Raw genomic sequence first — 13,403 nt, forward strand, 5'->3', positions numbered from 1 at the left:
TGGATAATGATTGGCTATGAGCACGCACGCCGACAGCAAGCCCTGGACCGTTCCCGCCCTGCGCCAAGCCAAGCAGGACGGCCGCAAGCTGGTCATGTTGACCTGCTACGACTTTGGTTTCGCCAAGACCCTGGATGCCGCCGGCATCGATCTGATCCTGATCGGTGACTCGCTGGGCATGGTGGTGCAGGGCCACGATTCCACCCTGCCGGTGACGGTCGAGGCGATGGTCTACCACACGCGCATCGTGGCCCGCGGGCTGGAGCGTGCGCTGCTGGTGGCCGACCTGCCGTTCCAGGCCGACGCCACGCGCGAACGTGCATTGGCCGCGTCCACCCAGTTGCTGCAGGTGGGGGCGGAGATGGTCAAGATCGAAGGCGCCGGCCACAAGCTCGAGGTGATCCGCTTCCTGACTGAACGCGACATCCCGGTGTGCTCGCACCTGGGCTTGACCCCGCAGTCGGTGCTGTCCTTCGGCGGCTACCGCGTGCAGGGTCGCGAAGAGGCCGCAGCTGAAAAGCTCGTTGCCGATGCGATCGCCGTGGCCAAGGCGGGTGCGACGCTGCTGGTGCTGGAGTGCGTGCCCTCGGCGCTGGCCGCGCGGATCACCGCCGCGGTGGACATTCCCACCATCGGCATTGGCGCCGGCCCGGACTGCGATGGCCAGGTGCTGGTGCTGCACGACCTGCTGGGCCTGGAGATGGGCCACCGCCGGCCCAAGTTCGTCAAGGATTTCCTGGCCGAAGGCGGCTCCGTTGCCGGTGCCGCACGGACCTATGCCGAGGCCGTCCGTGACGGCAGTTTCCCCGACGCGGAGCATTCGTATTGAACGCGCTCGCTTCAGTGACCGATGCGCGCGGGAAGGGCGCCACCATGATTGAAACCATTACCGAGCTGGACGCCCTGCGCGCGCGCGTGGCGGGTTGGAAGCGGCAGGGCCTGCGCGTGGGCTTCGTGCCGACGATGGGCAACCTGCACGCCGGGCATTACTCGCTGATCATGCTGGCCCGGCAGTACGCCGATCGCGTGGTGTCCAGCGTGTTCGTCAATCCGACCCAGTTCGGGCCGAACGAGGACTACACCCGCTATCCGCGCACGCCCGATGCCGACACGACGGGCCTGGAAGGCGCCGGTTGCGACGTGCTGTGGCTGCCGACGGTCGAATCGATGTATCCGTTCGGGATCGAGCTGGCCGCCAAGGTGCACGTGCCGGGCGTGAGTTCGGTGCTGGAAGGTGAATGCCGTCCAGGCCATTTCGATGGCGTGTGCACGGTGGTCAGCCGCCTGTTCAACCAGGTGGCGCCGGACGTGGCGGCCTTCGGCAAGAAGGATTTCCAGCAGCTGGCCGTGATCCGGCAGATGGTCACTGACCTGGCCTTCCCGATGGAAATCCTGGGCGGCAGCATCGTGCGCGAGGCCGATGGCCTGGCGATGAGTTCGCGCAATCAATACCTGAGCGCTGATGAGCGGCCCAGGGCCGCCGAGATCCGCCGCACGCTGCAGGAAATGCGCGATGCGATGCTGGCGGGTACCCCGCGTGAAGCAGTGGAGCGCACCGCGCGGGCACGCCTGACCACCGCCGGCTACGAGGTGGATTACACCGTGGTGCGTGGCCTGGACCTGTCCGAGCCGCCGGCTGGTGATACAGGTTCCAAGGTCGCGCTGATCGCCGCACGCCTGGGGCGTACGCGCCTGATCGACAATCTGGAATTCTGAAACGCGCGGTGGTTGCACCACCGCTTGCGGCCTGCGCTGCTAGACTCGCCGGCCTGTTTCCGCAGTCCGATACGACGATGCAACTGAGCCTGCTCAAGACCAAGATCCACCGCGCCACCGTCACCCATTCCGAGCTGAACTACGAAGGGTCCATCGCCATCGATGGCAACCTGCTGGAAGCCACCGGCATCCGCGAGTTCGAGCAGGTCCACATCTGGGACGTCACCAATGGCGCCCGTTTCAGCACTTATGCCCTGCGTGCCGACGAAGGCAGCGGCATCATCTCGCTCAACGGCGGCGCGGCCCGCCATGTACAGGTTGGCGACATCATCATCATCGCGGCGTTCGCCTCCATGAGCGAAGCCGAAGCCGATCTGTTCAAGCCCACCCTGGTGTACGTGGACGGGCAGAACCGCATTACCCACACCAACGAGTCCATCCCAAAGCAGGCGGCCTGATGTCCAAGTTCGATGCGTTGCAGTCCCATGCCGCGCGCCTGCGCGGTACCCGCGCCCCGGCGCTGTTGGAACAGGATCCTGCACGCGCATCGGACTTCGCGCTGCGCGTCGGGCCGCTGTACGCCAGTTTCGCGCGCCAGGGCTATGACCGCGACGCACTGGCCGCGTTGCATGCACTGGCCAGTGACCTGGATCTGAAGGCGGCTTACCAGCGGCTGTTCACCGGCGAGATCGTCAACCCGACCGAAGGCCGCGCCGCGCTGCACACCGCGCTGCGCGGCAATCTGACCGGCGCGAAGGTCGCGCAGGACGCCTACGCAGAGGCGGCCAGCGTGCGCGCACACATGGGCAGGCTGGTCGCCGCGCTGGAAGCCAGCGAGGTCACCGACATCGTCAGCGTCGGCATCGGTGGCTCGGACCTGGGACCGCGCCACGTGGCCGACGCACTGCGTCCGGTCGCCCCGAAGCTGCGCGTGCATTTCATCTCCAACGTCGACGGTGCCGCTGCGCAGCGAACGCTGGCCGGCCTGAATCCTGCGACCACCGCCGCGATCCTGATTTCCAAGACCTTCGGCACCCAGGAAACCCTGCTCAACGGCAAGATCCTGGCCGACTGGCTGGGTGGCAGCGCGCGCCTGTACGCAGTCAGCGCCAATCCCGATCGTGCCGCCAAGGCGTTCGATATTCCCAGCGAGCGCGTGCTGCCGATGTGGGACTGGGTCGGCGGGCGTTATTCGCTGTGGTCGGCGGTCGGTTTCCCGATCGCGCTGGCGATCGGCTTCCAGCAGTTCGAGGCGCTGCTCGATGGCGCCGCGTTGATGGACCAGCACGTGCTGGAAACCCCGGCCGAATCCAACCTGGCCATCCGCCACGCGCTGACCGCAGTGTGGAACCGCAACGTGCTGGGCCATGCCGCGCACGGCGTGATGACCTACGACCAGCGCCTGGCGCTGCTGCCCAATTACCTGCAGCAACTGGTGATGGAAAGCCTGGGCAAGTCCACGCGCATCGACGGCACGCCGGTGGACGTGGACACCGTGCCGGTGTGGTGGGGCGGGGCGGGCACCGACGTGCAGCACAGCTTCTTCCAGGCGCTGCACCAGGGCACGCAGATCGTGCCGCTGGATTTCGTCGGCACCATCCACAATGACGATCCATATGCCGAGAACCACGTCGCGCTGATGTCCAACCTGCTGGCGCAGTCGGAAGCATTGGCCAATGGCCAGTCCAGCGACGACCCGCATCGCAGTTACGCCGGTGGCCGCCCGAGCACGATGATCCTGCTCGACGCGCTCACCCCGCAGTCGCTGGGCGCGCTGATCGCCATGTACGAGCACAGCGTCTACGCGCAGTCGCTGGCCTGGGGCATCAATGCCTTTGATCAGTTCGGCGTGGAGCTGGGCAAGCAGCTGGCCAGCGGCCTGCTGCCTGCGCTCAAGGGCGAAGCTGAAGCCGACGATCCGGTGACCAAGGCGTTGCTGGAACAGATCCGCACGCGCTGAAATCGCAGGACGTTTGGTTCGCGCCACTGTTGTTATTACGTAGGGCGGAGCTTGCTCCGCTGGGGCTTTAAATACGCCCTGTCCGAAGAGCAGCGGAGTCCCCAAGATGGGATTGCCACAAGCGCCGCTCTACAGGTGAGCTTGCGCCTGACGAATCGTCAGGCCTCGTGCTGCGCCAGCGCCCAGCCGACGTGTTCACGCACCAGGGGCGAAGCGTGTTCGCGGCGGCTGGCCAGTGCCTCCATCACGGCCGGTGAACTCGGCGCGTTGCCTAGCGCCACGGCGATGTTGCGCAGCCAGCGCTCGTGGCCGCTGCGGCGGATCGCCGAGCCTTCGGTGCGACGCAGGAATTCGTCTTCTTCCCAGGCGAACAGCTGCGGCAGCGTGGCGCTATCCAGGTCGTTGCGGGCGCGGAAATCCGGTTCGTCATTGCGCTTGGCGAACTTGTTCCAGGGGCAGACCAGCTGGCAGTCGTCGCAACCGAAGATGCGGTTGCCGATCGGCTTGCGCAGCTCGATGGGGATCGCACCGTCGTGTTCGATGGTCAGGTACGAAATGCAGCGGCGCGCATCCAGCCGATGCGGGGCGATGATCGCCTGTGTGGGGCACACGTCGATGCAGCGCACGCAGGTGCCGCAATGCGCGCTGGCCGGCGCATCCACCGGCAGGGGAATGTCGACGTAGATCTCGCCCAGGAAAAACCACGAGCCGCCGTCTTTGTCGATCAGGCAGGTGTGCTTGCCGATCCAGCCCAGCCCGGCATTGCGGGCCAGGGCGCGTTCCAGCACCGGTGCCGAATCGACGAACACGCGGTGACCGATCGGACCGACTTCCTCCTGCAGGCGCATGGCCAGTTTCTGCAGGCGGTTGCGCATGAGCTTGTGGTAATCGCGGCCCAGCGCATAACGCGCCACGTAGGCACGTTCGCCGTTGGCCAGCGTGGTCCAGGCGTCGTCGCTATCGTTGCGGCCGTAGTCCAGGCCCACCGAGATCACCCGCAGCGTGCCGGGGATCAGCTCGGCTGGGCGCGCGCGCATGTCGCCGTGGCGGGCCATCCAGTCCATCGATCCATACAGGCCTTCGGCCAGCCAGCTGCGCAGGTGGTCTTCGTCCTGGCCCAGTTCGATTCCGGCGATGCCGCAGCGCTGGAACCCCAGCTCGCGCGACAGCACGCGGATGCGCGCCGCCAGGGCGTGGGGATCGGGAGCGGCGGCAGATGAAGCACTCATGCGCGCAAGTATAGAATCGCGCGCCATGACGGCTTTGATTCCCTTGCATGGCAGTGCCGCGGCGCGTGCCCTGGACGAGCAGGCCAGCGCACGCCTGGCTGGTGGTGCCTTCGAACTCATGCAGCGTGCCGGTCGCGCCGCGTGGCAGGTGCTGCGGGACCGCTGGCCGCAGGCGCAGCGCATTACCGTGATCTGTGGGCCGGGCAACAATGGTGGTGATGGCTATGTGCTGGCGCTGGCGGCGTTGCAGGCGCGCCGCGAGGTGGTGGTGCTGCATCTGCAGGACCACACGCCGCGGACCGGGCTGTCCCAGCGCGCCTGCACCGAATACGTAGCCGCCGGCGGACGGATTGCATTGTTTCCCGCGCAGTTCCCATTGGCGGATGTGGTGGTGGATGCGCTGTTTGGCATCGGCCTGGCACGCGCACCGGAAGGTGAGGCGCGCGAGTTGATCGAAGCCATCAATGCGCAGCCCGCGCCGGTATTCGCGCTGGACGTGCCCAGTGGCATCGATGCATCGCTGGCCGCAGCACCGGGTACGGCGGCGCGCGCGCAGGCGACGCTGCAGTTCATCGTCCGCCACCATGGCCTGCATACCGGTGCTGGCCTGGAGCATGCGGGTGAACTGTTGCTGGATGCGCTGGGCGTCCCGGCCGATCTGTTGCAGATGAGCGCACCCAAGGCGCAGCTGCTGGAACCTGCAACGCTGTCGCACTGGCTGCGTCCGCGCCGCCGCGATACGCACAAGGGCGAGAGCGGGCGCGTATTGGTCATCGGCGGCGATCTCGGTCACGGTGGCGCCATCGCAATGGCGGCCGAAGCCGCGTTGCGCAGCGGTGCCGGGTTGGTCAGCGTGGCCACGCGCAAGGCACATGTCGTTCCGCTGCTGGCTCGCCGGCCTGAAGCGATGACCCACGCGGTTGAGTCCGGCAGCGATCTGCAGCCACTGCTTGATGCCGCGGACGTGATCGCCATCGGTCCCGGCCTGGGCCAGGGCGACTGGGGTAGGGCGCTGCTGCGCTTGGCACTGGAGGCCGGCAAGCCGCTGGTGCTCGATGCCGACGCGCTCAACCTGATCGCCACTGCGCCGCGCACCCTGCGCGATGCCATCGTGACCCCGCACCCAGGTGAGGCTGCGCGCCTGCTTGGTCGCTCGACGGCCAACGTCCAGGCCGACCGCTTCGGCGCGACCGCCGAACTCTGTCACCAGTTGCAAGCTACGGTGGTCTTGAAGGGCGCCGGCACGCTGGTCGCCAGCGAGGGCCAGATTCCGCGCGTGATCGGTGCGGGCAATCCCGGCATGGCCACTGGCGGCATGGGCGATGTGCTGACCGGCGTGATCGCCGCGCTGCGTGCACAGGGCTTGCCTGCCTTCGAAGCCGCCAGCGCCGGTGCGCTGCTGCACAGCATGGCCGGCGACGCAGCCGCCCGGCGTGGTCAGCGTGGACTGCTGGCCACCGATCTGTTCGATCATCTGCAACCGTTGGCCAACCCGGAACCTCATTGATGCAGCTGCACCTGGCGACCGCCGAAGACACCGCACAGCTTGGCGCCGCACTGGCCAAGACCCGGCCGCCACTGGCGTCCGTGCATCTGCATGGCGACCTGGGCGCGGGGAAATCAACCCTCGCCCGTGCCCTGCTGCGCGGGCTGGGCGTGACCGGTGCGATCCGCAGCCCCACCTACACCCTGGTCGAGCGCTACCCGGTCGAGGGCGGCGAAGCCTGGCACCTGGACCTGTACCGGCTGGGCGATGCCAGCGAGCTGGATTTCCTGGGTCTGGACGAAGCCGTGGCTACGCTGTGGCTGATCGAATGGCCGGAAAAGGGCCGCAGCGGCCTGCCGCCGCCGGATCTGGAAATCTACCTGGCCATCGATGGCGACGGGCGCAGCGTCCGGCTGGAAGCGGGGTCGAGTGCCGGTCGTGGCTGGCTGGAGCGGCTGGCACACAGGGCCAGTTAGGGGTCTCTCCTCCCTATCCGCCAGAGGAAGTTCCGGCAGGTCACGGATTATTAAGGGAAAAACGGGTTGCATTGGCAGATCGTTAATGCTTGAATCCGATCCATGCCAATGGGGAAATCCGCTGCTGCAATCGTTTTGGGGGGCGCCATGCTGCTCCAGGGCGCTCTGTCGCCGGCGTTTGCCGGTGAAGTCAGTGGTATCAACCTGGTCAACGGCGCCACCGGCACCCGCGCTGAAATCGCGCTGCTGGGTTCTGGCAAGTTCAAGACCATTTCCCTGGCCGGTCCCGACCGCCTGGTCGTCGACCTTCCCGATTCCTCGGCGCTGAAGCAGCTCAAGCTGCCGGCCGCCACGGGCGTGGTCACCGCGGTGCGCATCGGCCAGCCGGTGCCGGGCACGTTCCGGGTGGTGTTCGACCTGGCCTCGTCGGTCAAGGCGATGACCCCGCGCATGGAAGGCAGCGGCACGCAGTCGCGGCTGGTGATCGAGTGGCCGGGCGACGGCCAGACGGTTGCCGCCAGCGTGCCGAAGCCGTCCGTGCCGACGGTGTCGGCCGCACAGGCCACTTCGGCGCTCACTGCCGATGCCGTTCGCCAGGCAAGCGCGGTTCCGCCCGCGCCGGCGCCTTCACAGCCCGTGGCTGCGGTGGCCACGCCGGGTGAGCTGTCGCCTGCGGCCATCCTGGCGGGCCAGCCGGTGCCCGGTGCCAGCGTGCAGGCGGCTTCCGTTCCCCAAGCCGACGCGCCCCGGACGACGATAGCCACGGGCCGTCCGGCACCGGTCGAACCCAAGCCCACGGTTGCCGATGCCCCGGCCGCGGTCCTGCCGCAACCCAGGCTGGCGATGCGCGCCGGCATGCGGCCGCTGGTGATCGCCATCGATGCCGGCCACGGCGGCCAGGATTCGGGTGCGATTGGCCCGACCGGCAAGTACGAAAAGAACGTCACCCTGGCCATCGCCCGCGAACTGGCCAGGCAGATCGACGCCACCCCCGGCCTGAAGTCCTACCTGACCCGCGACGGTGATTACTTCATCCCACTCAACCAGCGGGCGGTGAAGGCGCGTGCGGCACATGCCGACATGTTCATCTCGATCCATGCCGACGCCGCGGAAAACCGCAGCGCCAGCGGCTCGTCGGTGTACGTGCTCTCGCTCAAGGGCGCGACCTCGCAGCGCGCGCGCTGGCTGGCCGACAAGGAAAACTCGTCGGACCTGGTCGGCGGCTACAAGCTGCAGACCGGGGACAGCACGCTGTCCTCGGTGCTGATCGACCTGGCCCAGAGCGGCCACATGCGTGCTTCCGAAGACGCTGCCGGCCACGTGCTGGCGGGTCTCAAGCAGGTCGGCAATTCGCACAAGGCGAGCCTTGAAAAAGCCAACTTCGCGGTGCTGCGTACCTCGGACATGCCGGCGATGCTGGTGGAAACCGCGTTCATCTCCAACTACACCGAAGAAAAGCAGCTGACCGATCCCAAGTTCCAGCGCGGGATCGCCAGTGCGGTGCTGGAGGGCGTGGAAACCTACTTCACCCGTCAGCCGCCGCCGGGTACGCTGTTCGCCGCGCGCGCAGCAGCCGCCAGTGATGGCCAACGCGGCGGCGGCGCGCCGTAAGCGGACCGACGGGTCGGCTATCATCCGGGTTGGTTTTCCACACCGCGCATCGCGCGCGTTACGCCCAGTGCCGATCCGCCAACTCCCCGACACCCTCATCAACCAGATCGCCGCCGGCGAAGTGGTCGAACGTCCTGCATCCGTGGTCAAGGAGCTGGTCGAAAATGCGCTGGACGCCGGTGCCCTGCGCGTGGATATCGATTTGGAGGAGGGCGGCATCCGCCTGATCCGCATTCGCGACGACGGCGGCGGCATCGCCCCGGAAGAACTGCCGCTGGCGGTGTCGCGCCATGCCACCAGCAAGATCGCCTCGCTCGATGACCTGGAAACGGTGGCGACCCTGGGTTTCCGCGGCGAAGCGCTGCCGTCGATCGCCTCGGTCAGCCGCTTTTCCTTGAGTTCGCGCCGCGCGCATGACGAACATGGTTCGACGTTGCAGGTCGATGGTGGCCGCGTGGGTGAGGTGACACCACGCCAGCACGCGCAGGGCACCACGGTGGAAGTACGCGAGCTGTTCTACAACGTGCCGGCGCGGCGCAAGTTCCTGCGCGCCGAACGCACCGAGCTGAGCCATATCGAAGAATGGCTGCGCTCGCTGGCGCTGGCCCGCCCGGACGTCGAACTGCGCGTGTCGCACAACGGCCGCGCCTCGCGCCGCTACAAGGGTGGTGGCGAAACCGAACCGGCCCTGCGCCTGCATGAAACCCTGGGCGAGGAGTTCGCCGCGCATGCCCTGCGCGTGGAGCACAGCGGTGCGGGCCTGCGCCTGCATGGCTGGATCGCGCAGCCGGCGTATTCGCGCGCCAGCGCTGACCAGCAGTATGTGTACGTCAACGGCCGTTCGGTGCGCGACCGCAATATCGCCCATGCGGTGAAGATGGCCTACCAGGACGTGATGTACCACGGCCGCCAGCCGGCCTATGTGCTGTTCCTGGAACTGGACCCGTCGCGGGTGGACGTCAACGTGCACCCGGCCAAGCACGAGGTGCGCTTCCGCGAATCGCGGATGATCCATGACTTCGTCTATCGCACGCTGCAGGAGGCGCTTGCCGGCACGCGTGCCGGGGTCGCCGGTGGCGTGGAAAGTGAAGCGCCGCCGCAGTCGACGCCTTTCGCGCAGGCCGCCTACGGGATGGCCGCGCCCTCGGTGATGCCGCCACACCTGCAGTGGACCGGTTCACAACAGTCGCCATTGGGCCTGCGCGTGGCCGATGCGCCCAGTGCGTATGCCGCACTGTATTCCGGCGGGCCGATGCGTTCGGCTGAACCTGCACCGGCAATGCTGCAGATGCCGGCCAACGATGGCGAAGGTGGCGTGCCTCCGCTGGGCTATGCCATCGCCCAGCTGCATGGCATCTACATCCTGGCCGAGAACGCGCAGGGCCTGATCGTGGTGGACATGCATGCCGCGCACGAGCGCATCGGCTACGAACGCCTGAAGACCGCGCACGATGGCATCGGCCTGACTGCACAGCCGCTGCTGGTGCCGATGACTCTGGCCGTGGCGGAACGCGAAGCCGACGTGGCCGAGCGCGAAGGCGCCACGCTGACCGAGCTGGGGTTCGACGTGACCCGCAGCGGGCCACAGAGCCTGAGCGTGCGCAGCGTGCCCGCGCTGCTGGCCCATGCCGAACCCGGCGCGCTGTTGCGCGACGTGCTGGCCGACCTGCGCGAACACGGCCAGACCCGGCGTGTGTCGGCCGCGCGCGATGAGCTGCTGTCCACGATGGCCTGCCATGGCGCCGTGCGTGCCAATCGCAAGCTGACGGTGCCCGAGATGAACGCGCTGCTGCGCGACATGGAAATCACCGAGCGTTCCGGCCAATGCAATCATGGCCGTCCGACCTGGGCGCACTTCGGCCTGGCCGAAATCGACAAGTGGTTTCTACGGGGGCGTTGATGCGACACACGACAGGGGCGTGGCTGGCAGCGGTGATGCTGGCGTTGGCGGGCTGCAGCGACAAGGCTGCGCCACCCGCGGAAAAGGGCATCACGTCGGACGTCACGTTCCTGGCCGACAACGCCATCTGGCAGACCGAGCGTCGCGAGGGGTTGCTGGCGCCCGATGGCTGGACCAGCCTGGTTGGCCTGCACTGGCTGGAACTCAAGGCGCACTACATCGGCAGTGGCGATGGCAGCGGCATCAAGCTGGAAGTCGGCCCGCCCAAACTGGGACTGGTGCAGCGCGACGGCGACAAGGTGTTCTTCACCCCCGAGCGCGGCGTGGCGATGACTGCTGACGGCCAGCCGCTCACGCGCCGCGTCGAATTGGTCTATGCACCAAATGGCCCGGCGACCGTGATCGGTTTCGATGACGCGGCAGACCAGGTGACGTTGATCCGCCGCGGCCCGCGTTTCGGCCTGCGTCTCAAGAGTGCCAATGCGCCGGCGCGGGTGAACTTCACCCAGCTGGATTACTGGCAGCCAGCGCCGGCGTGGCGGATCGAGGGCAGGTTCATTGCCAGCCCCGCTGGCAGCACGCTGTCGTTCACGGACATGGTGGGCAACACGATCGCTGCGCCCAGTCCGGGCGTGGTCGAGTTCCAGCATGACGGCAAGCCGTATCGCTTGACCGCTATGGAGGGCGACGACGGCGGCCTGTTCTTCGTCATGGCCGACCGCACCAGTGGCCACGGGTCCTATTCCGCCGGGTCGCTTCCTTGATGCGGCCTTGCCGGATGCATCGGGCAAGGTCGTGCTGGATTTCAACCGCGCCTACAACCCGCCGTGCGTGTTCACGCAGTTCGCCACCTGCCCCTTGCCACCAGCGGAAAACCGTCTGGATCTGTTGGTCGATGCTGGCGAAAAAATGTACACCGGGCCGGTGGGCTCTCACTGACTCAAGGGCGGTTGTCGCATGTTCCAACGCTGTGGTGTGTTGCTTGGCCTGCTGTTGGCCGTGGCGTGTCCTGCTTTTGCAGTGCCCGCGGCGTCGGCGCCACCGGTGCCGCTGCTGTGGAAGGTCACGCATGGGCAGCACGCGCTGTACCTGCTGGGTTCGTTCCACCTGCTCAAGCCGCAGGACTATCCCTTGTCACCGGAAGTCGATGCGGCCTTCGCCGACGCCGAGCAACTGGTGCTGGAACTCTCCTCCGATGAACTGACCTCGCCAGCACTGGGGCAGGCCATGCTGGCCGCGGCGCAGCTACCCGCTGGCGACTCCCTGCAGCAGCATCTCGAGCCGGCCACCTGGAAGTCGCTGCAGGACTACGCGCAGGCCAACAACCTGCCATTGGACGCGCTGCAGCACCTGGAGCCATGGCTGGTGGCGACCTCGATCAGCGTGCAGGAAATGGCCAAGCAAGGGCTGGACGCGCGGCTCGGCCTGGACATGCACTTCATCGATCTTGCCAGGCAGGCTGGCAAGCCGGTCACGGGACTGGAACGTGGCCAGCAGCAGATCGACATGCTCGATGGCATGTCGCCAGCCGAACAGGAGCAGTACCTGGCCGAGACGCTGGATGATTCGGGTAGCACTGGCGCCAATGAAACCGAACGCCTGCACGCGGCCTGGCGCGCTGGCGATGTCGCTACCCTGCGCGACGGCCTGGCCGCCGACATGAAGCGCGAATATCCCGCGCTCTACCAGCGCATCAACGTCCAGCGCAACGACGCCTGGCTGCCCAAGCTGGAAGCCCGCCTGCGTGGCCCGGGGGATGACGACACCCTGGTCGTGGTCGGCGCGCTGCATCTGCTCGGCAGCGATGGTGTGGTCGAGAAGCTGCGGGCGAAAGGCTATGACGTGCAACGGTTGTGCAATGCCTGCAAACAAGGCGAATGAAGCACTCGCCTGAGCGTGTCAGGCGGCGGGCAACATCACGATGCAGTCCACCGGGCATGGCGGGATGCACAGCCCACAGCCGGTGCAGCGGTCGGCCAGGACGGTGTGCATGAACTTGGCACCACCGACGATGGCATCGACGGGGCAGGCCTGGATGCATTTGGTGCAGCCGATGCAATCGGCCTCGACGATCAATGCGACTTCCGGTGCAAGGTGCGCGCCGCGGCTACGGTCGTAGGGCAGCGGGGCAGTACCGAGCAGGCTTGCCAATGCGCGTGCGCCGGCATCGCCGCCGGGCGGGCAGCGCTCCACGCCAGCCTCGCCCTGCGCCATCGCCTCGGCATACGGGCGGCAGCCATCGAAGCCGCATTGCCCGCACTGGGTCTGCGGCAGCAGGCGGTCGAGGCGTTCGATCAGTGATGGAGCGGGCGAGGTCATGGTGCTTGGCGTTGGCTGGGCAGGGTGGTGCAGTGAATCAGGGGATGCGCTTTCCGCAGAACCAACGCTCGTGGGCCAATGCCAGCATCGGTCGGTCTTCGCGGCTGTCGCCGTAGGCGTGGATGCGTTCGAAGCCGTGCAGATCGTAGCGCGCCTGGATCAGCCGCGCCTTGTGCGGGCCGCAGTCTTCGTCGGCGTAACGCCCGGTCAGCAGGCCATCGTGGTGTTCGAGCCGGTTGCAGATCCATTCCAGGCCGCGCGCCTGGCACCACGGCTGCAGGTACAGGTCCAGCGACGCAGACACGACCGCGACGGTGTGCCCCTGCGACTGGTGCCAGTCGATGCGTTGCATCATCTCCGGCCGTTCCAGCGAAGGCAGCACGGCATTGGCATACGGCTGGCCCTGCGCGGTGATTTCATCCAGGTGGCGCCCACCGAAGACCTTGTGCGTGACACGCGCACGGATGCTGGGTGCGGACACCAGTCCCATGCGATACGCGGCCAGCCACGGACCCAGCGTGCGCCAGGCACTGCTGCGCTGTGCCGGAGTTGCGACGCGCCGCAGGAACCCCGAATAGGTATCGGTATGGGTGATGGTGTGGTCGAAATCGAACAGGGCCAGCTGCATGCGTCGCTTCCGTGGCAGGAAAGAAAACGGCGCCAGTCGCAGGGGGGCTGCGCTGGCGCCGTCGTATGCGCTGCTTAT

General features: G+C 67.2%; 12 protein-coding genes and 1 pseudogene. 10 read left to right on the top strand and 3 right to left on the bottom strand.

The window, feature by feature from the left end; all coding sequences use genetic code 11:
* Nucleotides 1-16: 16 nt before the first annotated feature.
* The 4 genes from panB (at nucleotide 17) to pgi (ending at nucleotide 3,676) form a co-directional block, all read left to right on the top strand.
* Nucleotides 17-829, top strand: coding sequence for a 3-methyl-2-oxobutanoate hydroxymethyltransferase (panB, locus tag O8I58_RS00345; RefSeq protein WP_298319720.1), 813 nt, complete (start codon nucleotides 17-19; stop codon nucleotides 827-829).
* Nucleotides 830-873: 44 nt separating this feature from the next.
* Nucleotides 874-1,716: a pantoate--beta-alanine ligase gene (gene panC, locus O8I58_RS00350; protein WP_298319721.1), complete on the top strand. Its 843-nt coding sequence runs from the start codon at nucleotides 874-876 to the stop codon at nucleotides 1,714-1,716.
* 77 nt (nucleotides 1,717-1,793) lie between these two features.
* Complete coding sequence (panD, locus tag O8I58_RS00355) at nucleotides 1,794-2,174, top strand: aspartate 1-decarboxylase (protein WP_298319723.1); 381 nt, start codon at nucleotides 1,794-1,796, stop codon at nucleotides 2,172-2,174.
* A complete protein-coding gene (gene pgi / locus O8I58_RS00360; RefSeq protein WP_298319725.1) occupies nucleotides 2,174-3,676 on the top strand; it encodes a glucose-6-phosphate isomerase in 1,503 nt (500 codons plus the stop codon). Before panD ends, pgi begins: the two co-directional genes overlap by 1 nt.
* Nucleotides 3,677-3,834: 158 nt before the next feature.
* On the opposite strand, the gene queG is transcribed toward pgi, so the two are convergent.
* Entirely contained in the window at nucleotides 3,835-4,905 is a 1,071-nt protein-coding gene (queG, locus tag O8I58_RS00365; protein WP_298319727.1) for a tRNA epoxyqueuosine(34) reductase QueG, read from the bottom strand.
* Nucleotides 4,906-4,930: 25 nt separating this feature from the next.
* On the opposite strand from queG, the gene O8I58_RS00370 reads away from it, so the two are divergent.
* The 6 genes and pseudogenes from O8I58_RS00370 (at nucleotide 4,931) to O8I58_RS00395 (ending at nucleotide 12,259) form a co-directional block, all read left to right on the top strand.
* On the top strand, nucleotides 4,931-6,412 hold the full coding sequence (locus O8I58_RS00370; protein WP_298319728.1) for an NAD(P)H-hydrate dehydratase: 1,482 nt from the start codon (nucleotides 4,931-4,933) through the stop codon (nucleotides 6,410-6,412).
* On the top strand, nucleotides 6,409-6,867 hold the full coding sequence (gene tsaE / locus O8I58_RS00375; RefSeq protein WP_298319729.1) for a tRNA (adenosine(37)-N6)-threonylcarbamoyltransferase complex ATPase subunit type 1 TsaE: 459 nt from the start codon (nucleotides 6,409-6,411) through the stop codon (nucleotides 6,865-6,867). The genes O8I58_RS00370 and tsaE overlap by 4 nt, the downstream gene beginning before the upstream one ends.
* Nucleotides 6,868-7,014: 147 nt before the next feature.
* Nucleotides 7,015-8,478 carry an N-acetylmuramoyl-L-alanine amidase gene (locus O8I58_RS00380; RefSeq protein WP_298319731.1) on the top strand — a complete coding sequence of 488 codons (1,464 nt, stop codon included), beginning with the start codon at nucleotides 7,015-7,017 and terminating at the stop codon, nucleotides 8,476-8,478.
* Nucleotides 8,479-8,545: 67 nt separating this feature from the next.
* Nucleotides 8,546-10,378: a DNA mismatch repair endonuclease MutL gene (mutL, locus tag O8I58_RS00385; RefSeq protein WP_298319733.1), complete on the top strand. Its 1,833-nt coding sequence runs from the start codon at nucleotides 8,546-8,548 to the stop codon at nucleotides 10,376-10,378.
* Nucleotides 10,378-11,317 (top strand): annotated as a pseudogene (locus O8I58_RS00390) (DUF1684 domain-containing protein). The gene mutL and the pseudogene O8I58_RS00390 overlap by 1 nt, the downstream one beginning before the upstream one ends.
* An 18-nt stretch (nucleotides 11,318-11,335) precedes the next feature.
* Nucleotides 11,336-12,259 carry a TraB/GumN family protein gene (locus tag O8I58_RS00395; protein WP_298319734.1) on the top strand — a complete coding sequence of 308 codons (924 nt, stop codon included), beginning with the start codon at nucleotides 11,336-11,338 and terminating at the stop codon, nucleotides 12,257-12,259.
* Nucleotides 12,260-12,277: 18 nt separating this feature from the next.
* On the opposite strand, the gene rnfB is transcribed toward O8I58_RS00395, so the two are convergent.
* Complete coding sequence (gene rnfB / locus O8I58_RS00400; RefSeq protein ID WP_298319737.1) at nucleotides 12,278-12,697, bottom strand: Rnf electron transport complex subunit RnfB; 420 nt, start codon at nucleotides 12,695-12,697, stop codon at nucleotides 12,278-12,280.
* A gap of 37 nt (nucleotides 12,698-12,734) precedes the next feature.
* Entirely contained in the window at nucleotides 12,735-13,325 is a 591-nt protein-coding gene (locus O8I58_RS00405) for an HAD family hydrolase (RefSeq protein WP_298319738.1), read from the bottom strand.
* Nucleotides 13,326-13,403 lie beyond the last annotated feature (78 nt).

It is taken from the genome of Pseudoxanthomonas sp. (assembly GCF_027498035.1).
GTDB lineage: Bacteria > Pseudomonadota > Gammaproteobacteria > Xanthomonadales > Xanthomonadaceae > Pseudoxanthomonas_A.